Here is a 25,007-nt window from a genome sequence, read left to right as displayed (position 1 = left end):
CGCTTTCCTTTCGGTTGCCGGGCGCCGGGGCGCCGCGTGCGTGCTGTTCTCAACTGGTGGCTGCCGGGGCGGCCCTGCCGAAGGCGAGGGCCATGACCTCCTCCTCGCTGCTGCCGCGGGGCAGCTCCCCCGCGGTCCGGCCGGCGTGCATGACCACGATCCGGTCGGCGACGCCGAGGACCTCGGGGAGTTCGCTGGAGACCATGAGGACGGCGATCCCGCGGTCCTTGAGGTCGGCGATGAGGCCGTGGATCTCGGCCTTGGCGCCGACGTCCACACCGTTGGTCGGCTCGTCGAGGAGCAGGACGCGGGGCTCGGTGGCGAGCCAGCGCGCGAGGACGACCTTCTGCTGGTTGCCGCCCGACAGGACCCCCGCCGCGGTGCCTGGCGTCGGCGGCTTGACGCCGAGGCGAGAGATCCCGTCCTCGACGACCGCCGCGGCGCCCGCGGGGACGAGACCCCACCGGGAGTGGCGGCGCAGCCACGCCAGGGCGATGTTGTCGGCGACGCTCATCGCCTGGACGATCCCCTCGCGGTGGCGGTCCTCGGGAACGTAGGCGACTCCGGCGCCGTTGGCGCGCACCCGGTCGCCCGGCCGCAGCTCCGCGCCCGCGACGGCGATCCGGCCGCGTGAATGCCGGGCGAGCCCCGCCGCGCAGCGCAGCACCTCGCTGCGGCCCGAGCCCATGAGCCCGGCGAGTGCGACGACCTCGCCGGCGCGGACCGTCAGGCTCGCGTCCCGGAGGCGGCCGCCGTCGCCGATCGCGTCGATCTCCAGCAGCACCTCCCCGGTCTCGGCGGCGCGGTGGGGGAAGACCTGGTCGACGGTGCGGCCCACCATCATGGTGATCAGCCCGGCCTCGTCGATGTCGGCGGTCGCGCGCTCGCCGATGAACGCGCCGTCGCGCAGGACCACCACGCGGTCGCACAGGTCGAAGACCTCCTCCATCTTGTGCGAGATGTAGAGGACGGCGACGTCGCGGGCGACCAGCCGGCGCACCAGCGCGTAGAGCCGCTCGCGCTCCCTGGTGGACAGCGCCGAGGTGGGCTCGTCCATGACGATCAGCCAGGAGTCGTCCAGCATCGCCTTGGCGACCTCGACGAGCTGCTGCTCGCCGACGGTCAGCCCCGCGACGGGGGTGTCCGGGTCGATGCCGAGTTCCAGGTCGGCGAACAGCTTCGCGGCCCTGCGCCGCATCAGGGGCAGCCGCAGCGCGCCCAGCCGGGTGGGTTCGCGGCCGAGGAAGAGGTTGTGCAGCACGGTGAGGTCGGGCACGAGGCTGAAGTGCTGGTGGATGACGCTGACGCCGACGGCGCGGGCGTCGTCGGCCGAGCGCAGCCGCACCGGTGTCCCGTCGAGCTCCACCCGCCCGCTGTCGGGCTCGTGCACCCCGGCGAGCACCTTGACGAGGGTGGACTTGCCCGCCCCGTTCTCCCCCGCGAGGGCGGTCACCTCGCCAGCGCGCAGGCTGAACGTCACGTCGTGCAGGGCGCGCACACCGGGGAACCGCTTGCCGACCCCGGCCAGGGCCAGCTCCCGCCGCGGGCCGCCCGCCGAGGGGGCGCCGCCGGAGCGGCGCAGCCCGCGGAGCAGCCCGGCGAGTTCGGAGCGCTGGGTGGCGAGGACGGCGACGATGACGAGCAGCCCGGTGATCACGTAGATCGCCTGCTGGGGCAGTTGCAGGAAGGACAGCCCGGCGGTGATGACGCCGACGAAGGTCGCGCCGAGCATGGTGCCGCCGACACCGCCCACGCCGCCGGAGAGCTTCGCCCCGCCGACGACCACGGCGGTGATCGCCGCGAACTCCAGGCCCTGGCCCGCGAGCGGCTGCGCGGAGCCGACCCGGCCGATCATGATGATCGCGCCGAGCCCGGCGAACGCACCGGACAGCACGAAGGTGGACATCTGCACGAGCCGGGCCGGGGCCAGCGCCGAGCGGGCGGCGTCGATGTTGCCGCCGACCGCGTAGAGCCAGCGGCCGTAGAGGGTGTACCGCAGGACCAGCGCCCAGCCGGCCATGCACACGAGCGCGATGATCAGCGAGCTGGGCACGGGGCCGACGTAGCTGCCGCCCGGCATGAGCATGGCGGTGCTCTGCACCCCGACCGAGGAGGACCCCGACAGGGCGAGCGCCGCGCCGTTGCCGAACGCCATCGTGCCCAGTGTGGCGATGAGGGGGCTCACCCCGAGCAGGCCGACGAGCACCCCGTTGAGGGTGCCGATCGCCGCGCCCGTCAGGACCGCGGCCGCCATGGCGACGGGCGCCGGCGCCCCCGCCTGGAGCACCAGGGCCGCGACCACGCCGGAGACCGCGAGGGTCGCGCCGACGGAGATGTCGATCCCGCGGGCCACGATGACCGCGGTCATCGCGAAGGCGATGACGGCGACGACCGCGATCTGCTGGCCGATGTCGAGGAACCCTGCGATGCTGAGGAAGTCGGGGCGCAGCACGGCGAACACAGCGACGGTGAGGACCGTGAACAGCAGCAGCGGGCTGCGGCGCAGCACCGCCGCCGCGGCGGCCCACGCGGCGCGAGCCGGCCGGCCTTGGGGTGCGGAGGTGATCATGCGGGTTCCCTTTGCAGGAGAGGGCTGGAGGCTGGGGTGAGGGGCCGCGTCAGGGCCGCACGGTCATGTCCGCGTCGTCGAGGCCGGGGCCGAACTCGTCGCCGTAGTCCTCGGCGATGGCGGCCGCCTCCTCCGGGGTCGCATAGTCGAGGTCCAGGCCCTTTCCGCGCAGCTCCTCGGCGGTGCGGTCGGTGCTCACGACGTAGGACGGCAGGTACAGCTCGCGGGGCAGGTCGGCGCCGTCGGCCAGCCGCGCCCCGACGGCGAGGTTCCAGTAGCCCACCCGGCCGGCGCCCGTGAGCACGTCCACGACCATCGACCCGTCCGCCAGCAGCCCGTGCATATCGGCGTCGCCGTCGTGCCCGGCGACGCGCAGGTCCGCCCGGCCCAGCGACGACGCGGTGGTCTTCGCCGACAGGCACAGCGGGTCGCTGATGCAGGCGACCAGGTCCAGGTCCGGGTCGGTGGTCATCCAGGTGACGGTGGTGTTGGACGCCTTGCGGCTGTCGAACGCGGTGGGCTGCACCGACACCAGGTCGATGTCGGGGTACTCCTCGCGGAGGGTCGTGCGGAACGCCTTCTCCCTGGTGTCGGAGACGTAGTTGCCCCGGGCCCCCACGAGCAGCGCGATCTCGCCCTCGCCGCCCAAGGCGGTCGCCGAGGCGCGGGCGACCGTGGCCATGTTGTCGGCGTCGCGGTACAGCGTGTTGTAGGCGCCCTCGGCGTCGATCTTGTTGCCCATGCTGACCACGGGGATCCCCGCGGCCTCGGCGCGCTTGATCACGGTGCCGAGCGCGTTCTTGTCCAGGGGGTCGACCAGGATCGCCGCGACCCCCTGGTTGATGAAGTTCTGGATGGTGGAGATCTGGTTCTCGACGCTGCCCTCGGCGCTCTGCCAGGTCGTCGCGACCCCGTAGTCCTCGGCGGCGACGTCGGCGGCCTTGCGCATGCCCACGAAGAACGGCGAGGTCAGGTCGATCGCCGCGACGCCGATGACGGGTTTGCCGGTGCTGGGCGCCGGTGCGTCCCCCGCCGCCGTGTCCGCGCCTCCGGGCGGCTGCATCGTGCATCCGCTGAGGGCGATGCACGCGGCCGCCGCACAGGCGATCCGGTTGCGCCAGGTCGTGTGCCGCACTCCCATGACCTCTCCTCGCTCTGCTCCGCAGGGGAGCGATCTCCGCATCGCGGGTGGCACTGCTCACGGTCGGCCGTGTTTCTGGATGGCTCTTTCAGATCTAAGATGAAAATGAAAGACTCTGTCAATACTCGAACCGCGCCGTTTACCGAGCACCCGTCACGACCCCCACAGAGGAGAACCCAGTGACGCCTGCACCGTCCGTGCTGGACCTGACCCGGCAGCTCGTCGGGATCGACTCGCAGAACCCAGGCACCGGCGAACGCGACATCGCCAAGTTCACCTGCGACTACGCGGCCCAGCGCGGCATGGAGGCGCAGGTGGTCGAGACCGCGGAAGGGCGCTGCAACGTCCTGGTCACGATCGACGCCGGACCGGGACCCCGCCTCGGGCTCTCCGGCCACCTCGACACCAAGCCGATCGGCGACGCCCTCCCTGTCTGGCGCACCGACCCGCTGGAGCTGACCGTCGACGGCGACCTCGCCTACGGGCTCGGGTCCTCCGACATGAAGGGCGCCGTCGCGGCGATGCTCCTCGCCGCGGAGCGCTGGGCCGGGCGGGCGTCGCGCGGGCGGCTGACACTGGTCCTGACCGCCGACGAGGAGGCCGGCAGCGAGCACGGCGCCAAGGAGCTGTCCCGGCGCGGCCTCGTCGACGCCGACGCCATCGTGATCGGCGAGCCCTCCGGCATCAGCGAACCGTGGGAGGCCCTGTACGTCGTCTCCCGCGGCATCTGCTGCTTCGAGGTGGTCATCGAGGGGACGCAGGGCCACAGCGGGCTGTCCGAGCAGCTGCCCACCAGCGCGACCGTCGCCGCCGCCCGGGCCACCGTCGCGCTGTCGGGGTTCCGGCCCGGCTCCACCGCGCCCGCCGCCGTCGACAGCCGCCCCACCGTGAACGCCGCCGTGCGCACCGAGGGCGGGGTCTTCTACGGGGTCCACCCCGGCAACGCCGTCGTGAGCTGCGACATCCGCACCGTTCCGGGGATGGAGCGCGGCGCGCTGGAGCGCGAGGTCCGCGCGCTGCTCGCGGACGCGCTGCCGGACGACGTCGCGTGGGACCTGCGCTACGTCCCCGGGTCGCTGGGCTGGATGGAACCCGCCGAACTCGACCTCGCCCACCCCGTGCTCGGCGCCGCCCAGCGGGCCTGCCGCGAGGTGCTGGGGCGCGAGCTGCCGCTCGCCGCATACCCCGGCGGCACCGACGCCACGCACTTCATCCGGATCGCCGGGATCCCCTCCATCACCGCGCTCGGGCCGGGATGGCTCTCGGTGGCGCACGGCCCCAACGAGTGCGTCGGCGTCGGCCAGCTCGACGAGGCGGTCCTGCTCTACGACCGGCTCGCACACGCCTACCTGGGCGGCTGACCCACCCGGCGCCGCCGCGGCGGCGCGCCCGCGCACAACTGCGTCATAGCGCGGCGGGCCGACGATTACTCTTCGCCACAGAGGGCGAGCCCGCCCGGAGCGCGCCCGCCCCCGTGGCGCTCCCACCGATGTCTGAAAGCCAGGTCATGCCAGAACAAGGCGTCAGCCGAGCAGTCCCCGACACGACCACCGAGGGCGCCAAAAGCGGCCCCGCGCGCAACCTCGTCCGCGCGTTCGCCCTCCTCGACGCCGTCGCGACCGACCACCGGGGGGTGCCCCTCGCCGACCTCGCCCGCGTGACCGACATCCCCGAGGCGACGGCCCACCGCCTGCTCAACGTCCTCGCCGAGCTGAACGTCGTGCGCATCGGCGAGAACGGGCGGTGGCGGGTGGGCCGCCACTGCCTCGAACTCGGCGCCGCCTACCTGGAATCGGTGGAGCTGCGCGCGGAGGCGCGCGGCCTCCTGCGGGAGCTCAACGAGGAGACGGGCGAGACCTGCGCGCTCGGTGTCCTCGACGGCGACCGGGTGGTCTACGTCGACAAGATCGACAGCCCGCATCCGGTGCGCGTCAACTCCGGGCTCGGGCGGTCCAACCCCGCCGCGACGACGGCACTGGGCCGGGCGATCCTCGCCTGGTCGGCGCCTGCCCAGGTCGACGCGGTCCTCGCCGAGGGCGTCCCGGAGCGCACCGCCCGCACGACGGTCGACACCGGCGCGCTGCGCGCCGAGCTGCTCGCCTGCCGAGAGCGCGGCTACAGCGTCGACACCGCCGAGAACGAGGCCGGGATCCACGGGGTCGGCGCGCCGGTCATCGACTACCGCGGGATCCCCGTCGCCGCGATCTCGGTGGCCGGCCCCGAGAACCGCCTCACCCTCGACCGGCTCCCCGACGTGGGCGCCGCGACCGCAGAGGCGGCGGCGGACCTGTCGCGGCGCCTCGGGTTCTCCCCGCGGGTGCGCGACGCGGTCCAGGCGCGGCCGCCGGGGTAGCCCGGCTCTCATGGTCGGGGGTGGCGCGCCGCTCACGGCCGGTGGGTCGGGGTGCCCGCGGCGCGGAGGTCGGCTTCGATCTGCTCCAGCGTCCTGCCCTTGGTCTCGGGGATCACCCGGGCGGCGAACAGCGCCAGCGCGGCGCACACCGCGGCGTAGGCCCAGAAGGTGGCGGCCCCGCCCAGTGCCTCCAGCAGCGAGAGGAAGGTCAGCGCCACGAGGAAGTTCATCCCCCAGTTGGCGAACAGGGTCACGCTCATCGCCGAACCGCGCACGCTCAACGGGTACAGCTCGGTCGGGATGATGAACACGACCACGTTCAGGCTGGTGGCGACCGCGACGACGTAGAGCACCACGGCGCCGAACGCCAGCGCGGGCGCCGCCGGGCCGCCGATCCCCAGTGCGACCGCCAGCACCGCCAGCGACACCGCCATGACCGCCGCCCCGGCCGTGAGCAGCCGCGTCCGGCCCCACCGGTCGACCACGTTCATGCCGACCAGCGTGCCGACCACGTTCACGGCACCGATGCCGACGGTCGCCAGGATCGCGCCGGACGCCTCCAGCCCGGTCTCCCTGAAGATCGTCGGGGCGTAGTAGATGACCGTGTTCACGCCGCTGGCCTGGCCGAGGATCTGGAGGCCGATCCCGGCGACCAGGGCCGGGCGCACCCATGGGCGGAGCAGGCCGCGGAGCCCCGCACCGCCGGTCTCGCCGCGGGCGCCCGCGATCTCGGCGATCTCGGCCTCGACGCCGGCGCCGCCGCGCAGCCGCGCCAGCACCGCGCGGGCCTCCTCGGTCCGGCCGGTGCGGATGAGGAACCGGGGGGTCTCCGGCAGGAACACCATGCCGACGCCGAGGACCGCCGCGGGCAGCAGCGCGACGAGGAACATGGCGCGCCACCCGCCGACGTCGGCGAACGCGTAGTTCGCCGCGTAGGCGAGCACGATGCCTATGGTGATCATCAGCTGGTTCACCGCGACGAGCCGGCCGCGCCGGCCGGCCGCCGCCATCTCCGAGATGTAGACCGGCACGAGGGTCGAGGCCATCCCGACCGCGAGGCCGAGGACGACGCGCGCCGCGACCAGCAGGGCCGCACTGGGCGCCGCCGCAGCCGCGACCGACCCGATGGCGAACAGCAGCGCGGCGGCGATGAGCAGCGGGCGGCGGCCGAATCGGTCCGACAGCGAGCCGGAACTGAGGGCGCCGACCATGGCGCCCACCAGGATCGAGCTCACGACGACCCCGGAGAGGAGCGGGGTCAGCGTGAAGTCCTGCTCGATGAACAGCAGCGCCCCGGAGATGACGCCGGTGTCGTAGCCGAACAGCAGCCCGCCGACCGCGGCGACCGTGATGATCCCCCGGGTGCTCCCGCCCGCCGTTCCGGGGTCCGGCTCGCTGCGCGCGACCATGGGCTGTCCTCTCACCGACGTTGACAAAATGGATCGTACCAATAGGCTTCCTTCGCTGACATTCGGTAGAGTTCCTGCGAACTCTGGCAATGTCAAGAGAACCAATATCCATTTAAGTACGTACCAATTGGGGTTCGAGTGAGTAGCGGAACACCCCGCACCGGTGGCCCCGTCCCGAAGTACGAGCGGCTCCGGCGCGCATTGGCGGCCGCCATCGGCGCGCTGGGCGACGACGCCGCCCTCCCGACCGAGCGCGAGCTCGCCGTTCAGCACGGCGTCAGCCGGGCGACGGTGCGCCAGGCCCTCGAAGCCCTCGAAGCCGCCGGGCTCGTCTACCGGGTCCAGGGCGCCGGGACCTACGTCGCGCCCCGCACCGTCGCCAAGACGCTCTCGCTCACCTCCTTCAGCGAGGACATGCGCGCCAAAGGGCTGACCCCCGGTTCCCGCGTCGTCGTGGTCGGGGAGGCCGCTGCCGACCACGACGAGGCCGCCGACCTCGCCGTGGGCACCGGTACCCCGCTCCTGCGGCTGGTGCGGGTGCGGCTGGCCGACTCCGCGCCCATGTGCGTGGAGACCAGCCGGCTGGTCGCCGCGCGCGTCCCCGGGCTCGCGGCGATGGACCTCACCGGCTCGCTGTACGCCCTGCTGGCGGAGCACTTCGAGATCCGGCCCCGGCGCGCCGACCAGGCCGTCCGCTCGGTCGTGACCGGGGAGGAGCAGTCGGCCCTGCTCGGGATCGCGTCCCGCTCCCCCGCCCTGCGGGTCGACCGGGTCTCCTACGACGAGCGCGGCGCCCCCGTGGAGTCGACCACCAGCCTCTACCGCGCCGACCGCTACGAGATCCGGTTCGCCGTCCACAGGGAGGCCCCATGAGCCCGCCGCCCGGCCCCACCGCCATCGGCATCGACGTCGGCGGCACCAAGATCGCCGCGGGGGTCGTCGACGGCACCGGGGCGGTGGCGCACGCGGTGCGCCGTCCCACACCCGGTTCCGGCGGCCGCGACGCCGTGCTCGCCGCGCTCGCCGACGTCGTGTCCGAGCTCCGCGCGCACGGCGGGCCCCGCCTCGTCGGCGTCGGCGTCGGCACCGGCGGCGTGGTCGACCACGCGCGCGGCGTCGTGCTGACGGCCACCGACCTGCTGCCCGGCTGGGCCGGCGCGCCGGTCGGCCCGTGGCTGTCGGAGCGGTGCGGGCTGCCGGTGACGGCGGACAACGACGGCAACACCCACGCGCTCGGCGAACTGCGCTTCGGCGCCGCGCGCGGCCGCGCCGACGTGCTGTTCGCCGCCGTGGGCACCGGTGTGGGCGGCGCGCTGGCGCTGGGCGGCGCCCTGCGGCGCGGCGGGCACCACACCGCGGGCGACATCGGCCACGTCGCGGCGCCCGGCGCCGAGGGGCGCCGGTGCAGCTGCGGCGCGTCCGGACACCTGGAGGCCGCCGCCGCGGGCCCCGCGATCGCGGCGCGCCATCGGGAGCTCGGCGGCGCGGACCTCGCCCTGCCCGCGATCGCCGACCTGGCGCGGGGCGGCGATCCCACCGCCGCCGCCGCGATCGCCGAGGGCGCCGCTGTACTCGGCCGGACACTGGCGGGGCTCGCGACCGCCATCGACCCCGACGCGGTCGTCCTGGGCGGCGGCGTCACCGATATCGGCCCGCTGTACTGGGAGCCGCTGCGCGCCGCGTTCGCCGCGGAGCCCTTCATGCGCTCCGGCGCGGTGCCGCTGCTCGCCGCCAGCCTGGGCCCGGACTCGAGCGTCGCCGGCGCCGCCGCGCTCGCATTCGACCGCGGCACAGACCCGCACCTGGAGGGAAACCGTTGACCGAGCGACCCATCCTGCCCGCGCTGCGCGGCGGCCTCGTCGTCTCCTGCCAGGCCCCGCCGGGCGACCCCCTGGAGGGGCCGGCGTTCATGGCCGCCATGGCGGTGGCGGCCGAGCGCGGCGGCGCCGTCGGCATCCGCGCCGAAGGGCCCGACGACATCAGGGCCGTGCGCGCCGCCGTCACCGTCCCCGTGATCGGCCTGTGGAAGGTCGGCCGCGAGGGCGTCTACATCACGCCCACGCCGGGCCACGCGGCCGCCGTCGCCCGCGCGGGCGCCGACATCGTCGCCTTCGACGCGACCCGACGCCCGCGCCCCGACGGGTCGACACCGGGGGACGTGGCCGCCGCCGTCCACGCCGAGGGCGCGCTCGCGATGGCCGACGTCGCCGACGCCGACGACGCGATCGCCGCGCTCGGCGCCGGGGCCGACATCGTGGCCACGACCCTCTCCGGCAACATCCCCGGCTCGCCCGCGCCGAGCGGCCCCGACCTCGCCCTTGTCGCCGAACTGGCGGCGCGGGTCGCGGCGCCGGTGTTCGCCGAGGGCCGGATCGCCTACCCCGAGCAGGCCCGCCGGGCCATGGACGAGGGGGCGTTCGCCGTCGTCGTCGGCACGGCCGTGACCGCGCCGGGGGCCATCACCGCCCGCTTCGCCGCCGCCCTCGCGCCCCGCTGACCCGCCGCGGCCCGCACGGCTCCGGCGGGCCGCCGCGGGTCCGTCAGCCGAGCAGGACGGCGACGACGAACAGGACGGGGGCCGAGGCGACCGTCGACAGCAGGATGGACTCCCTGGCGAGTGTGGTGCCGGTGGCGTAGGTGACGGCGAACGTGACGATGTTCTGCGCGGCGGGCAGCGCTGCGATCACCACGACGGTGAACAGCGCGGCGCCGGTCAGCCCGAACGCGAAGGCGCCGAGCCCCCAGGCGAGGAGCGGGTGCAGCACGGCCTTCATGGCCGCCGACGCCAGGACGGGCCACCGCTCCGGCCCGGTCGCGGGCAGGCCGGCGCCGTGCAGCGAGATCCCGAACGCCAGCAGCACCGCGGGCACCGCCATCGCCCCGAGGAGCACGAACGGCTCCAGGACGGGAGCGGGGACGGTCCACCCGCTCGCCGCGACCGCGATCCCCGCGACCGAGCCCAGTACCACCGGATTGCGCAGCGGCGCCAGCGCGATGCCGCGCAGGTTCCTGGCACCCCCGTCGCCGGGGCGGGCGACGTCCAGCAGGACCAGGACGGCGGGCGTCACCAGCATCTGGAAGAGCAGGACCGGCGCGATGATCGCCGCGTCGCCCAGGACGTAGGCCGCGATGGGGATGCCGAGGTTGCCGGCGTTGACGAAGCAGGCGCAGAGCGCCCCGATCGTGGTGGGCCCCAGTCCCCAGCGACGCAGCGCACCGAGCGCGGCGAACAGCCCGCCGATGACGACCGTGCTCAGCGCGGTGATCAGCGACGTCGGCGACACGAGCACGGCGAGGTCGGCCCCCGCGAGGATGTGGAACAGCAGCGCGGGGGTCGCGACGTTGAACGCGAGCCGGGTCAGGACGGTATGCCCGTGCTCGCCGAGCACGCCGGAGCGGCCCACAATGTAGCCGACGGCGATGATGGCGGCGATGACGCCGAAGCCGGTGATCACCCCTGTCATCGCCGCTCCTCCGCGCCGCTCGGGCCCCCGTTCCGGGGCCGCGGGACGGGCGGCGCCCCCGGGGGTCTGCGGGCGCCGTGCCGTGCGTCGGTGTCAGCCGGCGGACGCGGCCGGAGCGGCGTCGCCCGCCCGCACGGCCGCCTCGACCTGCTGCGCCGCCGCTGCCACCCGGGCGCCGAACAGCAGGCCGGGGCCGGGGTCGAGCCGGTGCAGCGGGCCCGACAGGCACACGGCCGCAACGGTCTCGCCGTGCAGCCGCACCGGGGCGCTGACCGAACCGACGCCGGGCGCGCGGGCCGCCCGGCTCTCCAGCCACGCGGCGCCGCCGGGGTCGCGCTCACCGAGCAGCACGCGCGCGGCGGACCCCTGCGGCAGCGGGATCATCGCGCCGACGGGCAGCCCCGCGCGCAGCTCCTCGTCGGACTCCACGCTGAGGACGCAGAGCCGGTGGTCGGCGCGGCGCACCCACAGCTGGACGGATTCGCGGGTGGCGGCCTGGAGCTCCTCCAGGATCGGGCGCGCGGTGTCGGCGATGGCCGCGGTGGTGAAGCGCGGCCCGAGGTGGAAGTCGCCGCCGGGGTCGCGGCGCAGCAGCTTGTGCGCCAGCAGCGCGCCCGTGAGGCGGTGCGTGGTGGACACGCTCAGGCCGAGTTCGCGGGCGAGCTCGCTGGTGCCCATGGCGCGGCTCTCGACCCGGTCGAGGATGGCGACCGCACGGTCGAGTACGCCGACGCCGGTCGTGAAGATCTCCCCTTGGGCCATGGTCAAAGAACGTATTTCCACGATGCGGCAGAGTCAATCGGGCTCATCTCGCGGGCGCGGCGGCCGGTGCGGCCGGGATCCGCGCGAGCGCCGAGGCGAGGGAATGGCCGACCAGGGCGGCGAGCCGGTCGCGGAGGGCGCCCAGGCGCTCGGTGTCGATGCCCGTGCCGATGCCCTCGCGGTGGAAGAGGTGGACGAGGTCGTCGGTCGCGATGTTGCCGGTGGCGCCCGGGGCGAACGGGCAGCCGCCCAGCCCGCCCAGCGCGGCGTCGAACCGGCGCACGCCCAGCCGGTACGCCTCCCAGGCGTTCGCCGCGGCCATCCCGTAGGTGTTGTGCAGGTGCAGGCCGAGCCGGTCGGCCCCCACGATGCCGCGCACCGCGGCGACCGTGCGGGCGATGTCGCCGGGCGAGGCGGCGCCGATGGTGTCGGCCAGGTGCAGCCGGCGCACACCGATCCGGGCGTACATCTCGGCGACGGCGGCGACCCGGGCTTCGGGCGTGGGCCCGTCGAACGGGCAGTGGAACGCGGTGGCGACGCAGCCCTCGTAGGGGATCCCCGCGTCGCGCAGGACCGCCGCGGCCCGTTCGATCCGGGCGGCGGCCTCGTCCGTCGGCACCCCGCCGTTGGCGCTGCTGTGCCCGTCGCTGGCCGAGACCACGAGCCGCACGGCGCGCGCGCCGGCCGCGACGGCGCGGCGGGCGCCCTGCTCGTTGAGGACCAGGGTGTGCAGCGTCGCGGGCAGGCCCGCCGACCCGGCGACGACCTCGGCGGTGTCGGCCATGGTCGGCACGCGGCCCGGGTGCACGAACGCCCCGATCTCCAGGTGGCGGAAGCCCGCGTCGACCAGGTCCCCGCAGAGCCGCAGCTTCTCCTCTGTGGGCACCACGACGGGTTCGATCTGGAGCCCGTCGCGCAGGCAGACCTCGGTGATGACGACGTCGTCGCCCATGTCAGACCACTCCCTTCTCGCGGAACGCCGCGGAGTCGGCCTCGGTGTAGCCGAGTTCCGCGAGGACCTCTTCGGTGTGCGCGCCGAGGTCGGGGCCGAGCCACCGGGTGCCCCCCGGCGCCTCGCTGAGCTTGGGGACGGTGCCGGGGAAGGCGACCTCGCGCGGTTCCGCCCCGCCGATGCGCACCGGGTGGCGCTCGTGCATTCCGCGCGCCGCGAAGTGCGGGTCGGCGGCGATGTCGGCGACGTCGTAGATCGGGCCGCTGGGCACCGAGGCGCCGGCGAGGAGGTCGAGCGCCGCTGCGGAGCCGAGGGACCGCGTCCAGGCCCCGATCGCGGCGTCGATCTCCGCTCCGCGCGCCACACGGCCGGTGTTGGTGGCGAGGTCGGGGGCGTCGGCGAGGTCGGAGCGGCCGATCAGGCGCATCAGCCGGACGTAGATGGCGTCGGCGTTGCCGGCGACGATGATGAACTTGCCGTCGGCGCAGGGGTAGGTGTTCGACGGGACGACGCCGGGCATCGTGGTGCCGGTCGGCTCCCTGGTGACGCCGAACGCGTCGAAGTCGGGGGTGGTCGACTCCATCAGCGAGTAGACGGCCTCGTACAGGGCGACGTCGACGGTCTCCCCGCCGCCGCCCGAACGGCGCCGGATCAGCCCCATGAGCGCGCCGATCACGGCGTAGAGCCCGGCGACGGAGTCGGCGAGGCTCACCCCGGTGCGCACCGGCGGCTCGCCGGGGTAGCCGGTGAGGTGGCGGATCCCGCCGAACGCCTCGGCGACCGCGCCGAACCCGGGGCGTTCGCGGTAGGGCCCGCTCTGCCCGAACCCGGAGACCCGCACCAGGACCGCGTCGGGGTTGACCGCGCGGATCTCGTCGGGGCCCAGCCCCCACTTCTCCAGCGTTCCGGGGCGGAAGTTCTCCAGGACGACGTCGGCGCCCGCGATCAGTTCGAGGGCGATCTCGCGGCCCTCGGGTGTGCGCAGGTCGAGGGTCATCGAGCGCTTGTTCCGCGCCAGGCTGCGGAACAGCAGCGACACGTCGCCCTCGTGCAGGCGCCAGGTACGCAGCTCGTCCCCTGTCTTGGGGCGCTCGACCTTGATGACGTCGGCGCCGAACTCGCCGAGCAGCCGCCCCGCGGTCGGTGCCGCGATGAAGTTGCCGATCTCCAGGACCCGGGTGCCGGTCAAGGGCCCGTTGCCGCCACCTGGTGGCTCCGTTCGCATGGATCTCCCGTCGACTGGCGCCGCCGTTGTGCGGCGGCGTGCCCGGACCGGCGGTGCCCCGGCCCGGCTGGTCGTGCTGCGCGCTGAACCCGCCTGCTCGGCCCCGTCGCCCGGACGCCGATTGCTCTTGCCAATATATGAACTTGTATTTCCAATATTCGGCAAGACTGTATATCGGCGGCGGCAGCGGCGACAAGGGGGTGCCGCGGCGCAGCAGCGGGCGAGCCCCGGGCCGGGATGCGCCGATCCGGATACGCCGGGCTGGAGCGCGCCGGGCCGGGGTGTTGCAGGTCACATCGTGCTGTGTACAATCCGGACGTGGTCCGTCCCCGTCGCCCGGGGACCCCCACGCGCGGCCGCCCCGGCCCCACATCCGGCGCGGCCCGCTGCGCACCGCCCGCCCTCCGCTCGCCCCGCCGGCCCGTGCGCCGCTCTGCTCTCTCGTTGCGCCGCAGCACGCGACCCGCGCCGCCGCGCGGCCGTCCCGTGCCGGTCCGGCACCGTACGAGCCCCCGCCGCAAGGCGCCCCGCGACCGCGCGCCGCCGCGTCACCGCGCCGCCGACGAAAGCAGGCCCCATGTCCGACACCGCCGTCCTCTGCCACACCGCGATCGCCATCATCGGCGTCGTGGTGCTGATCCTGCGCGCCCGCGTCAACCCCGCCATCGCCCTCGTCCTCGGCGCCATCTACCTCGGGCTGATCACCGGTCTCGGGCCGGAGAAGACGCTCACCACCATCGGCACCGGGTTCGGCGACCTCATGGCGGAGGTCGGCCTGCTCATCGCGTTCGGGGTGCTGCTCGGCTCGATGATGTCCTCGCTCGGCGCCATCGAGAAACTCGTGCGGCTCCTGGTGCGCACCTTCGGCCCGAAGGCGCTGCCCTACACCTTCGCCGTCACCATCGGCACCGTCATGCAGTCGATCTTCGCCGACGCCCTCCTCGTCATCACGGCCCCGCTGGCGCGGCGGCTCGCGTCGCGGGTGGGCGCCGCCGGTGCCGCCCGCATGGCGGCCGCCATGGCGCTGGGCATCGAGGTCGGCCTCACCTTCGTGCTGCCGGGCGTCGGCGCCGTCGCGCTGGCGGGGGTGCTGAACGTGCCCTTCGGGAAGATGTTCCTGTTCGGTCTGGTCACCGCCACGGTCACCATCACGGCCACGCTGTTCGTCTTCACCGCGCTCGCCAAGCGCGGGTTCTGGAAGCCCGAGCTCGACGAGAACCACGACTTCGCGGAGATCGACGCGGCGGCGGAGCAAGAGCAGACCGCGCCGACGCGGGCGCTGCCGCCCCTCGGCCTGTCGCTGTCGCCGCTGCTGCTCGCGCTCGCCCTCATCGCCTTCGGCGCGATCGCGGAGATGGCCGGCATCGGCGGCCCGGTCGTGGAGTTCTTCGGCAATCCGGTGGTGGCGCTGCTCATCGGCCTCCTCGGCGCCGTCCTCATCGCCCGCTGGAAGCTGACGCGCGAGGAGAACGAGGCGGCGTTCAAGCGCGGCTTCCACGAGAGCGGGCAGATCCTGATCCTCACCGGCGTCGGCGGGTCGCTGGCCGCGACCGTGCAGGCCGCCGGGCTCGGCGAGATCCTGGAGGGCTACTTCGCCAGTAGCACCGTCGCCCCGCTGCTGCTCGTCTGGGTGGTCGCCGCGACCCTGCACATCGCGATCGGCTCGGTGACGATCTCCGCCATCACCGCGGCGGGGGTGCTGTCGCCGATCATCCCCGCCCTGGGCATCGACCCGGTGTTCGTCGCGCTCGCGGCCGGCGCCGGCTCGCTCTTCATCGTGCACGCGACCAGCAACACGTTCTGGCTGCTCCAGACGCTGCTCGGGCAGACCACCCGCGGCACGCTCAAGTCCTGCACGTTCGCCGTCTCCTGCGCCTCGGTCATCGCGATCGTGCCCATCCAGCTCATGGCCCTGGTCTTCTGAACCGCGCCGCGCCCCGCCGCTCGCACCCCGCGCGTTGACATCAACCTCGGTTGAGGTCGGAGACTGCGGGTGAGCGCGGACGCCGTCCGCAACGGAGTGAGGAGTGTGGCGGGCATGCGGCAGATCACGGTGACCCGGTTCGGCGGCCCCGAGGTGCTGGCGGCGGTCGAGGGCCCCGACCCGGTCGCCGGGCCGGGCGAGGTCGTTGTACACCTCGCGGCGACCGACGTCATGTTCTTCGACACGCTGGTGCGCAGCGGGTGGGCCGCCGGCGTCCTCCCCACCGCTCCCCCCTACGTGCCGGGCAGCGGCGGGGCCGGCCGGGTCGCCGAGGTCGGCGCGGGCGTCGACCCGGCCTGGATCGGGCGGCGCGTCCTCGCGCGGACCGGCACGGGCGCCGGGGAATCGGTGAACCCCGTCGGCGGCTACGCCGAGCGGGCCACCGCTGCGGCCGACGAGCTGATCCCGGTCCCCGACGCACTGGGCTTGGAGGAGGCCGCGGCGCTGCTGCACGACTCCCCCACGGCGCTCCAGCTCATGGCGGCGGCCCGGGTCGCGCCCGGCGAACGGGTCCTGGTCGCCGCGGCGGCCGGCGGCGCCGGCACACTGCTGGTCCAGCTCGCCGCCGCTGCGGGCGCCCGGGTCGTCGCCGCGGCCCGCGGCGCGCACAAGCTCCGCCTCGCATCGGAGCTGGGCGCCGAGGCGGCGGTCGACTACTCCGAGGACGGCTGGGCCGAGCGGGTCCGCGCGGCGACCGGCGGCGGGGCCGACGTCGTCTTCGACGGCGCGGGCGGGCGCCTCGGCCGGGCCGCCTTCGACGCGACGGCGCCCGGCGGCCGGTTCCTCACCTACGGCAACTCCGACGGCACGTTCGCCGAGATCGACCCGCGGGCGGCCGAGGAGCGCGGCGCCACGGTGACGGGGCTCTTCGACCTCCCCCCGGTCGACGCCGCCGCGACGCGGCTCCAGGTCGCGGAGGCGCTGGAGCTGGCGGTTGCGGGGCGCCTCAGGCCGGTCATCGGGCAGACCTACCCACTGGAACGGGCCGCCGAAGCCCACACGGCACTCGCCGCCCGCACCACCGTCGGCAAGTCACTCCTCCTGCCCTGAGCGCGGCGGCCGCCGGTCGCGCCGCGGACCGGGTGCCGCGGGCGCGTACCGGCGCGGTGCCGGGGGCGGACGGCGGGCCGGCGGCGGGGGCGGGCCCGCGCCGGGGGCGGACGCCGGGTGAGGGCTGGCTCGGGGCGGGCCGAGGGGCATGGTCTAGGTTGTCGTGCACCGGCAGTGTCAGCGCCGCGCGTCCGCCCGCCGGGCGCGCTCGAACCGCGCAGTGCGGGGACTCCGGACCCGCCCGGCGCGCGAACCGCAGCGGAGGAGGAGTTGGACCCGCAGGCCGGCCCGCGTCGGCGTGCGCCGCTGCGCCCCGCCCCCACGACCGCGTACCCGACGCGTCCAAGGAGTGCCCATGAAGATCACCCGGGTCGAGACCTTCGCCGTGCCCCCGCGCTGGCTGCTGTGCCGGATCGAGACCGACGACGGCGTCGTGGGCTGGGGCGAACCCGTTGTCGAGGGCCGGGCCTCCACCGTGCGGACGGCGGTGCACGAACTCGCCGAGCTGCTCATCGGCAAGGACCCCCTCGGCATCGAGGACCACTGGCAGCTCATGACCAAGGCGTCGTTCTACCGGGGCGGCCCCGTGCTGTCGAGCGCCGTCGCAGGGCTCGACCAGGCGCTGTGGGACATCGCCGGGAAGATCTTCGGCGCGCCCGTCCACGTGCTCCTCGGCGGCCCCGTGCGCGAATGGGTCCGCGCCTACTGCTGGGTCGGCGGCGACGAGCCGGCCGGTGTCGCCGACGCGGTCGGGGCGCAGGTGGCGGCCGGGTTCACGGCCGTGAAGATGAACGCGTCCGGGCGGATGCACCGCCTGGCGACGGTGCGCGACATCGACGCGATGGTCGGCCGTGCCGCTGCCGCGCGCGAGGCGCTCGGCCCCGACCGCGACTTCGCCGTGGACTTCCACGGCCGCTTCTCCGCGGGCAACGCCCGCACGGCCATCCCGCACCTCGCGCCGCTGCGGCCCATGTTCGTGGAGGAGCCGGTGCTGCCCGAGTACACGCACCGGCTCGCCGACATCGTGCGCGACAGCCCGCTGCCCATCGCCACCGGTGAGCGGCTCTACTCGCGGACCGACGTGCTGCCGGCGCTCCAGGCGGGGATCGACGTCCTGCAACCCGACCTGTCCCACGCCGGGGGCATCTCGGAGGTGCGCCGGATCGCGTCCCTCGCCGAGGCGTTCGACGTCCCCATCGCCCCGCACTGCCCGCTGGGCCCGGTGTCCCTGGCGTCGAGCCTGCAAATCGCCTTCTGCACGCCGAACTTCCTGATCCAGGAGCAGAGCATCGGCATCCACTACAACGACGGCGCGGAGGTACTGGACTACGTGGCCGAACCCGAGGTATTCGCGTTCCACCAGGGGCACTTCGCCCGGCCCACCGCACCGGGGCTCGGGATCTCGATCGACGAGAAGGCGGTCCGCGAGGCCGACGGGTCGACCCCCGACTGGCGCGGCCCGGTCTGGCGGCACCTCGACGGCTCCTTCGCCGAGTGGTGACCCGCGCCCGCCCGCGCCCGGCGCGGGCACCGCTGCGGACACCGCTGCGGGACGTGCCGGTGGCCGGCCGCGCGGGTGCGCGGCCGGCCACCGGGCCGGGCTACCTCTTGCCCGGCACGTACATGCGGATGTCGTCGATGTGGGCGCTGCCCTCGTAGAAGTTCATGTGCGGTTGGCCGATGAGGAAGTAGTCGGGGTAGGCCGAGCCCTTGGGCCAGACGTCCTCGTCGACGTAGGTGCCGTTCGGCGAGGGGTAGGTCCAGTCGGCGTTGTGCTCGCCGTTGTAGTCGCCCGCCTTCCGGTTGTGGTGCCAGAGCGGGTTCACGCCGTCGTCGAACTCCTGCTCGTAGCGGAGGGTGCGCTCGCCGACGTGGCGGAACTCGCCCTTGAGCTCCAGGACGTAGGAGTCGCTGCGGCGCTCCACGGCGAACTCGTAGCTCTGCTCCGGCATCATCTCGGGCATCAGGTCGGCCTGGCTGACGATGCCGCCGCCGACCTCCGTGCCGCATTCGCTGTGCATCACGTACTCGGTGCCGGGCTGGTTGGCGTATCGGCGGTCCTTGTTCATGAAGATCATGTTGACGCCGTTGCCGCTGCCCCATTCGTAGGGTTGCAGCTCGCCGCTCTCGGCGTCGCAGTACCGCAGCCCGTTGCCCGTGTACTTGTAGCGGTTGTAGCCGTCCATGACGACCTTGCGGTGGTTGTGGATGAAGACGTTGTTGTGCGGGGCCGGGCGGGCGTAGTCCATGATCGAGAGGAAGTAGAACCCGTTGGAGTCCTTGGTGATGTCGAACCAGTCGCACTCCTCCGGCGTGAAGTCGCCCGACGCGCCCCAGGGGAAGTTCGTCGTGCAGCCGGTGGGCTGGTAGCCGTTGACCTTGCCGTCGTAGTCCCACTCGCCGTTGCGCTGGCCGCCGAAGTCGATGGTCTTCAGGGTGACCTCGACCCGGTACTCCGCGGGCAGCTCGTCGGTGGAGCGCACGACCACGGCGTCGTTGTGGCCGGGGTTGTCGAAGTAGCCGGCCGGGCCCGCACCGTCGAGCACCTTCCTGCTGAACGACGGGCCGCCCTTCCCGACGCCCTCGCCCTTGTCGCGGGTCGCCAGCTCGGCGGTCAGCCAACCGCCCTTGCCGAACTCGAAGGAGCGGCGGTACAGGTCGATGCCCGCGAGGTGCTCCTCGAACGCCTCGCCGCCGATGGTCTTGAAGTACTCGCCGTCGTTGTCGTAGCCGTCGACGTCGTAGGGGCTGCCCGGGCCGTCCTTGTCGGGCTTCCACCCGGTGTCGCCGGCCGGCTTGAAGCGGCTGAAGTCCTCGGCGTGCACGAGCTTCCAGTCGTACTTCCCGCCGCCGCCACCGCCACCGCCACCGTCGCCGCCGCCACCGCGCTCGCCCGCCGCCGCGACCGCCGCTGTCGGGAGCACCACGGCCAGCGCGGCCAGCACCGCGGCGGCGCCAAGGACGCGGGGCATCGTCTCGCCCATATATCCACACTCCTCACGTGAATAACCCAAGCGATAGGTACCCGCTCTTCCCGCGCCAGACGCGCATTACTTTCCGGCAAGGCCCGCACACGCGGCGATCCGGCCCCGAACGTGACGCCCGCGACCCCGCCCCGGCGGAATGCCGCGCCATCCCGGGTGATTACACGGATATGACAGCGACGCTCAGTTCGACCCCTCTGTCCGTCCTGGACCGTTCGAGCACCCGCCGCGGCAGGGGGCCCGCCGCGGCCCCGCGCGACACCGTGGCGTTCGCGCGCCGCGCCGACGCCCTCGGCTACCACCGGTTCTGGGTCGCCGAGCACCACAGCGTCCCCGGCGTGGCCGGGTCCGCGCCGACGGTCCTCGCCGCCGCCGTCGCCGCGGCGACCGACGGCCTGCGGGTGGGCACGGGCGGGGTGATGCTGCCCAACCACCGGCCGCTGGTCGTCGCCGAGCAGTTCGGCGTGCTCGAATCGCTCTACCCCGGCCGGATCGACATGGGCCTGGGCCGGTCGGTCGCGTTCACCGCGGGCATCCGGCGGGCGCTGGGCCGCGACAAGGACGCGGCGGAGGACTTCCCCGCCCAGGTCGGCGAGCTCCTCGGCTACTTCACGGGAGAGCAGGACGCCTACCCGGGCGTGCGCGCGATCCCCGCCGAAGGGCTCTCTCCCGCCCCGTTCATCCTCGCCACCGGCGCGGGTTCCGCGTTCGCGGCGGAGGCCGGCCTGCCGCTGGTGATCGCCGCCGTCCGCGGCGACGACGAGATGGTCCGCCTCATCGACCGCTACCGGGCGGGGTTTCGCCCATCGGCCTGGGCGGACCGGCCCCACGTCGTGGTGTCCCGCAACGTCGCCGTCGCCGCGACCCCCGACCGCGCGCGCCACCTGCTGGTCTCCGAGGCGTGGGCGCACGCCTACTCGCGCACGCACGGGGTGTTCCCGCCGCTGGACCCGGCCGACGACGTCCTCGGCCGGACGATGTCGCCCCGCGAGCGCGAGCGGTTCGACGAGGCGATGGAGGGCCACGTCCACGGCACCGAGGACGAGGTGACCGCGCAGCTCGACGCGCTCATCGGCCGCACCGGCGCCGACGAGGTGCTGATCACCACCAGCACCTTCGACCGCGAGGCCATGGCCGACTCCTACGCGCGCCTCGCCCGCGCCGCCGGGCTCGCCCCGCGGCGGCCCGCCCCCGAGCCGCTCGCCGCCGGGGCGCCCTGAGGCGGTCCGTCGTAGCCCGGTGCCACACTGGGGCGCATGTGCGGAAGGTATGTGAGTGCCAGGGACGATCGCCGGCTGATCTCGCTCTTCGAGGTCGACGAGCGGGTCGGCGACGAACTCGGGCCGTCCTGGAACGTGGCCCCCACCCAGCAGGTGCGGGTGGTGCACGACGAACCCCGCGACGGCGGGTCCGTGCGGCTGCTGCGCAACGCGCGCTGGGGCCTCGTCCCGGTGTGGGCGAAGGACCCGAAGGTCGGCGCGCGGATGATCAACGCCCGTTCCGAGACCGTCACCGAGAAGCCGTCATTCCGCAGCGCCGCCGCGAAGCGCCGCTGCGTGGTGCCCGCCGACGGCTACTACGAGTGGCAGCAGCAGGGCACCGGGAAGAAGACCCCGTACTACCTGCACCCCGAGGGCGATTCCCCCTTGGCGTTCGCCGGGCTCTACGAACTGTGGCCCGACCCCGGCGTCGCGGACGACGACCCCGCCAAATGGCTGTGGTCCTGCACCATCCTCACCCGACCCGCCACCGACGCGCTCGGCCACATCCACGACCGCACGCCGGTCGTCGTACCCGATGCCATGGTGGGCGACTGGCTCGACCGCGGCACCACCGACAAGGCGCAGGTGCGCCACCTCCTCGACGCCATACCCGACCCCCATCTGCTGCCGCTGCGGGTCGGCACGGCGGTCGGCTCGGTGCGCAACAACGGCCCCGAACTCATCGAGCCCGCCGCCTGACACCGCCGCCGCCCGCGGCTCCGGCCGGGTGTCAGCCGGTGCGGGCGAGTCCGTCGAGGAACGCCCGCACCGCCAGCACGAAACCGGCCGGGTCGTCGCGGTGCACCCAGTGCCCGCAGCCGGGCAGTTCGCGCAGCCGGGTGCCCGGCCGCCGCCGCACCATCGCCTGCGCCTGGCGCTCCGACAGCAGCATGCTGCGCTCGCCACGCACCAGCAGCGCCGGCTGGGCCGCCGCCAGCCAGTCGGACCACCAGTCGCCGCTGTTGCCGTGCTGCGCCGCCATCATGTCGTCGTGGTCGAAGCGCATCCGCCACCCGGCGCCGTCGTCGTAGGCGCTGGCCATGAAGTAGCCGAGCGCCGGCATGTCCCGGTCGGCGAGGAACCGCGCGAGCGCGTCGCGGCTCGGGGCCGTGCGCGGCCAGTCGGTGATGTCGAGGACCGGGTGGTCCAGCTCCGACCCGTCGGTCACCGCGCCGATGTCGGCGACGACCAGGGCGCGGACGAGTCCGGGGTGGCGGGCCGCCAACTGGTAGGCCGTCACCCCGCCCAGGGAGTGGCCCAGCACGATCGCCGGGGCGAGGCCGAGGTGGGCCACGAACGCCGCGGCGTCGCCGACGAACGCGTCCCTGCCGAAGTCGCCGCCGTGCTCGGACAGCCCGTGGCCGCGCTGGTCGAGGGCGACGAGGCGGTAGTCAGGCGCGAGCAGCGCGCCGATCTCGGCGAAGTCCAGTGCGCTGCCGAACACGCCGTGCAGGGCGACGACGGGCGTCCCGGCGCCGCCGGTGTCGGTGTAGGCGAACCGGCGGCCGCGCAGGGTCAGCGGGATCCGTTCGGTCATGGGGGTCCTGGTCCTCTGTCGCGGTCCGGGGGTGTCATGCGCGGGCGCGCGCTGCCGTGGGGGCCGCGGGCGGGGGTCTCACCCTACGGGCCCGCCGCCACCGCGGGCACCGGGCCCGGCGCACAGCGAGGGGTCGGCCACCCGGGCACACGATCGTAGTCGGCGGCGGCGCCCGGGCCCCACTGCGCGACCGCCGAGAAGCGGCGCCGTGGGGGCGGGGCCGCTCGCCGCCCCGGCGGCGTCCGCGGGACACGCCCTAGACTTCCGGCCATGGTCCGGCAGAGCGTTCCCCAAGATCCCCGGTTGACCCGGCGCATGCTTCTCAGCCTCGGCCTGGTCCTCGCGTGCTACCTCGGTGCCATCGGACTGGCTCTGCGGCTGGGAGCCCCCTGGTGGGCGATCCTCGCGTTCGCCGCCGCCGCGCTCGCGGCGCAGTACGTCGTCGGCACCCGCGCTGTCGGCACCGGACTCACCAAACACGACCTCGGCGCCGACCGGGAGCCGCACCTGCACAGAACGGTCGAGCGGCTGTGCGCGCTCGCCGGTATCGCGAAGCCCCGGATCCGCGTCATCGAGATCGACGCCCCCAACGCGTTCGCCTACGGCCGCGGTGGACGGGCGGCGTCCCTGTGCGTCACCCGGGGCCTCCTCGACCGGCTCGACACTGCCGAGATCGAGGCGGTGGTCGCGCACGAACTCTCACACGTCGCGAATCGCGATGCCCTCGTCATGACGATCGCATCGTTCCTCGGCCTGGCCTGCGCCCACCTGGCACTGGCACTCGACGCCGCCGGGACCTGGTCGGAGTCGCGGCTGCGCGCGTACGACCGCCGCCACGGGGTCGGCCTGGTCGGCGGCGGCGACTCCGGGGAGGAACAGGCCGCACCGCGCCGGGGCGGCAAGGCCCTCGCGACCCTCGTTCTCATTCCGACGACAGCGGTCTTCTACCTGGGCTTCGGCGGCTTCATGATCGTCTTCGCCATCGTCTCCGCACTCGTGGCGCTCGTCGGACTGCTTTTCACCCTTCCGCTGTCGCGCACACGGGAGTACGCGGCCGACCGCGCCGCCGCCTACCTCACCGGACGTCCTTCTGCACTGTCCAGCGCGCTGCTCAAGGCCGGTGCGGAGCACGCCGGGATCCCCCGTGCCGACGCGCGCGCCCTGCGTCATGCGGCGGCGTTCTGCATCGTGCCGATGACGGAGGGATCCGGGACGACGGTTCGCACGACGGGCGGCGGGCTGCTCTCCAGCCACCCGTCGATCGAGGACCGGATCCGCCGGCTGGCCGTCGTCGCCAGGGAACTCGGGGGCGTCGCGCCGGACGCGCGGGAACCGTCCGGCCGACGCGGCTCCGCTGCACCGCGCTGACCCGGAGCGATGCGCGCGCCATGGCCAGCTGACCGGCGCCGCGCAGCGCCGGCGGGATCCGTTCGGTCATGGGGGTCCGGGTTCGTCGCCGGCGGCGGTGTCACGCGCGGGCGCGCAGGGAGTACATCAGCGGCGCCCGCGGGACCCCGGTCGGGTAGTGGAAGCGGTCGCCGTGCCGCTCCAGGGCGTCGAACCGCTGGAACAGGGTCGTCGGGTGCTCGTGCAGGAACTCCAGCCGCAGCCCTTCCGCGGCCAGCGCGGTGACGACGCTGCCGACGCGGTGGCGCCACTGGACGCTGGTGTTGTGCGCGGTCGCGGCGTCGAAATCGGCGTAGCTGCCCGACATGTCGATCACCTCGCCGTCCTCGTCGAAGTAGTCGAAGGTGACGGTGGTGCCGGTCTCGCCGTCGAGGGCGTCGCCGAAGGGGTGGAACTCGGCGAGGTAGCAGGCGCCGCCCGGTTCGAGCAGCCGGGCGACGACGCCGGCCCACCGCGGGATGTCGGGCAGCCAGCAGAGGGCCCCGACACCGGTGTAGACGATGTCGAACCTGCGGCCGCCGAGCGCCTCGGGCGCGGCGTAGACGTCGGCCGCCACGAACTCCGCGTCGGCGGCGCCGATGTCGGCGGCGAGCCCGCGCGCGCTGCGCACCGCGGGTTCCGAGAAGTCCAGGCCGGTCACCGCGGCCCCGCGCCGGGCGAACGCGAGGGTTTCGAGGCCGATGTGGCATTGCAGGTGCAGCAGCGACTTCCCCTGGACGTCGCCCACCTCGGCGATCTGGAAGTCGGTGAGGGCCTCGGCGCCCGCGCGGAAGCCCGCGACGTCGTAGAAGTCGCTCACCTCGTGCAGGGGGACGCGTTCGTCCCACATGGCGCGGTTGCGCTCGATGGACCGTGCCGTCGCCGGGTCGGCGTGGATCTCTCCGCTCACCGGACCAGGGTAGGGGCGC

The 25,007-nt window shown here is 74.4% G+C and carries 21 protein-coding genes; 11 read left to right on the top strand and 10 right to left on the bottom strand.

Going from position 1 to position 25,007, the window contains the following annotated elements; genetic code table 11:
• Positions 1 to 49: 49 nt before the first annotated feature.
• Both CLV63_RS27455 and CLV63_RS27450 read right to left on the bottom strand, forming a co-directional pair.
• Complete coding sequence (locus CLV63_RS27455) at positions 50 to 2,569, bottom strand: ATP-binding cassette domain-containing protein (protein ID WP_106586133.1); 2,520 nt, start codon at positions 2,567 to 2,569, stop codon at positions 50 to 52.
• 49 nt (positions 2,570 to 2,618) lie between these two features.
• Positions 2,619 to 3,710, bottom strand: coding sequence for a sugar ABC transporter substrate-binding protein (locus CLV63_RS27450; protein ID WP_170134344.1), 1,092 nt, complete (start codon positions 3,708 to 3,710; stop codon positions 2,619 to 2,621).
• 179 nt (positions 3,711 to 3,889) lie between these two features.
• Here CLV63_RS27450 and CLV63_RS27445 point away from each other — a divergent pair, with 179 nt between their 5' ends.
• Together CLV63_RS27445 and CLV63_RS27440 are read left to right on the top strand one after the other, a co-directional pair.
• Positions 3,890 to 5,071, top strand: a complete 1,182-nt coding sequence (locus tag CLV63_RS27445) for a M20 family metallopeptidase (protein WP_146165677.1) — start codon at positions 3,890 to 3,892, stop codon at positions 5,069 to 5,071.
• A gap of 146 nt (positions 5,072 to 5,217) precedes the next feature.
• On the top strand, positions 5,218 to 6,063 hold the full coding sequence (locus CLV63_RS27440) for an IclR family transcriptional regulator (RefSeq protein WP_170134343.1): 846 nt from the start codon (positions 5,218 to 5,220) through the stop codon (positions 6,061 to 6,063).
• A 32-nt stretch (positions 6,064 to 6,095) separates the two neighbouring features.
• On the opposite strand, the gene CLV63_RS27435 is transcribed toward CLV63_RS27440, so the two are convergent.
• Positions 6,096 to 7,472, bottom strand: a complete 1,377-nt coding sequence (locus CLV63_RS27435) for a sugar porter family MFS transporter (RefSeq protein WP_106586129.1) — start codon at positions 7,470 to 7,472, stop codon at positions 6,096 to 6,098.
• Between the two features lie 138 nt (positions 7,473 to 7,610).
• Between CLV63_RS27435 and CLV63_RS35080 the strand changes: the two genes are divergently transcribed.
• The 3 genes from CLV63_RS35080 to CLV63_RS27420 are packed head-to-tail and all read left to right on the top strand — an operon-like array spanning position 7,611 to position 9,969.
• Positions 7,611 to 8,345 carry a GntR family transcriptional regulator gene (locus CLV63_RS35080; protein ID WP_106586128.1) on the top strand — a complete coding sequence of 245 codons (735 nt, stop codon included), beginning with the start codon at positions 7,611 to 7,613 and terminating at the stop codon, positions 8,343 to 8,345.
• A complete protein-coding gene (locus tag CLV63_RS27425; protein WP_211301501.1) occupies positions 8,342 to 9,292 on the top strand; it encodes an ROK family protein in 951 nt (316 codons plus the stop codon). The genes CLV63_RS35080 and CLV63_RS27425 overlap by 4 nt, the downstream gene beginning before the upstream one ends.
• Positions 9,289 to 9,969 (top strand): N-acetylmannosamine-6-phosphate 2-epimerase, encoded by a 681-nt coding sequence (locus CLV63_RS27420; RefSeq protein WP_106586127.1) that lies wholly within the window; start codon positions 9,289 to 9,291, stop codon positions 9,967 to 9,969. The genes CLV63_RS27425 and CLV63_RS27420 overlap by 4 nt, the downstream gene beginning before the upstream one ends.
• A 43-nt stretch (positions 9,970 to 10,012) precedes the next feature.
• Here CLV63_RS27420 and CLV63_RS27415 read toward each other — a convergent pair whose 3' ends face one another.
• From CLV63_RS27415 to CLV63_RS27400, 4 genes are all read right to left on the bottom strand, one after another.
• Positions 10,013 to 10,936 (bottom strand): AEC family transporter, encoded by a 924-nt coding sequence (locus CLV63_RS27415; RefSeq protein ID WP_106586126.1) that lies wholly within the window; start codon positions 10,934 to 10,936, stop codon positions 10,013 to 10,015.
• Between the two features lie 93 nt (positions 10,937 to 11,029).
• On the bottom strand, positions 11,030 to 11,698 hold the full coding sequence (locus tag CLV63_RS27410) for an IclR family transcriptional regulator (protein WP_106586125.1): 669 nt from the start codon (positions 11,696 to 11,698) through the stop codon (positions 11,030 to 11,032).
• A 43-nt stretch (positions 11,699 to 11,741) separates the two neighbouring features.
• Positions 11,742 to 12,650, bottom strand: coding sequence for a hydroxymethylglutaryl-CoA lyase (locus CLV63_RS27405; protein WP_106586124.1), 909 nt, complete (start codon positions 12,648 to 12,650; stop codon positions 11,742 to 11,744).
• 1 nt (position 12,651) lies between these two features.
• Positions 12,652 to 13,875: a CaiB/BaiF CoA transferase family protein gene (locus CLV63_RS27400; protein ID WP_106586123.1), complete on the bottom strand. Its 1,224-nt coding sequence runs from the start codon at positions 13,873 to 13,875 to the stop codon at positions 12,652 to 12,654.
• 577 nt (positions 13,876 to 14,452) lie between these two features.
• On the opposite strand from CLV63_RS27400, the gene CLV63_RS27395 reads away from it, so the two are divergent.
• The 3 genes from CLV63_RS27395 (at position 14,453) to dgoD (ending at position 18,410) form a co-directional block, all read left to right on the top strand.
• Positions 14,453 to 15,799, top strand: coding sequence for a GntP family permease (locus tag CLV63_RS27395; protein WP_106586122.1), 1,347 nt, complete (start codon positions 14,453 to 14,455; stop codon positions 15,797 to 15,799).
• A gap of 114 nt (positions 15,800 to 15,913) precedes the next feature.
• Entirely contained in the window at positions 15,914 to 16,909 is a 996-nt protein-coding gene (locus CLV63_RS27390; protein WP_106586121.1) for a zinc-binding dehydrogenase, read from the top strand.
• Between the two features lie 355 nt (positions 16,910 to 17,264).
• A complete protein-coding gene (gene dgoD, locus CLV63_RS27385) occupies positions 17,265 to 18,410 on the top strand; it encodes a galactonate dehydratase (protein WP_106586120.1) in 1,146 nt (381 codons plus the stop codon).
• 100 nt (positions 18,411 to 18,510) lie between these two features.
• Here dgoD and CLV63_RS27380 read toward each other — a convergent pair whose 3' ends face one another.
• Positions 18,511 to 19,893 carry a hypothetical protein gene (locus tag CLV63_RS27380; protein WP_245929094.1) on the bottom strand — a complete coding sequence of 461 codons (1,383 nt, stop codon included), beginning with the start codon at positions 19,891 to 19,893 and terminating at the stop codon, positions 18,511 to 18,513.
• A gap of 170 nt (positions 19,894 to 20,063) precedes the next feature.
• Here CLV63_RS27380 and CLV63_RS27375 point away from each other — a divergent pair, with 170 nt between their 5' ends.
• Together CLV63_RS27375 and CLV63_RS27370 are read left to right on the top strand one after the other, a co-directional pair.
• Positions 20,064 to 21,113, top strand: coding sequence for an MsnO8 family LLM class oxidoreductase (locus CLV63_RS27375; protein ID WP_106586119.1), 1,050 nt, complete (start codon positions 20,064 to 20,066; stop codon positions 21,111 to 21,113).
• Positions 21,114 to 21,149: 36 nt separating this feature from the next.
• Positions 21,150 to 21,854: an SOS response-associated peptidase gene (locus tag CLV63_RS27370; RefSeq protein ID WP_106586118.1), complete on the top strand. Its 705-nt coding sequence runs from the start codon at positions 21,150 to 21,152 to the stop codon at positions 21,852 to 21,854.
• A 31-nt stretch (positions 21,855 to 21,885) separates the two neighbouring features.
• Here CLV63_RS27370 and CLV63_RS27365 read toward each other — a convergent pair whose 3' ends face one another.
• Positions 21,886 to 22,692 (bottom strand): alpha/beta fold hydrolase, encoded by an 807-nt coding sequence (locus CLV63_RS27365; RefSeq protein WP_106586117.1) that lies wholly within the window; start codon positions 22,690 to 22,692, stop codon positions 21,886 to 21,888.
• A 270-nt stretch (positions 22,693 to 22,962) separates the two neighbouring features.
• On the opposite strand from CLV63_RS27365, the gene CLV63_RS27360 reads away from it, so the two are divergent.
• Positions 22,963 to 24,060 (top strand): M48 family metalloprotease, encoded by a 1,098-nt coding sequence (locus tag CLV63_RS27360; RefSeq protein ID WP_106586116.1) that lies wholly within the window; start codon positions 22,963 to 22,965, stop codon positions 24,058 to 24,060.
• Positions 24,061 to 24,160: 100 nt separating this feature from the next.
• Here CLV63_RS27360 and CLV63_RS27355 read toward each other — a convergent pair whose 3' ends face one another.
• Positions 24,161 to 24,988 carry a class I SAM-dependent methyltransferase gene (locus tag CLV63_RS27355; RefSeq protein ID WP_245929092.1) on the bottom strand — a complete coding sequence of 276 codons (828 nt, stop codon included), beginning with the start codon at positions 24,986 to 24,988 and terminating at the stop codon, positions 24,161 to 24,163.
• Positions 24,989 to 25,007 lie beyond the last annotated feature (19 nt).

It is taken from the genome of Murinocardiopsis flavida, assembly GCF_003014485.1.
GTDB classification, from domain to species: Bacteria; Actinomycetota; Actinomycetes; order Streptosporangiales; family Streptosporangiaceae; genus Murinocardiopsis; species Murinocardiopsis flavida.
Note: the sequence above shows the minus strand (reverse complement) of the source record. Positions and strands in the feature narration are given on the sequence as shown.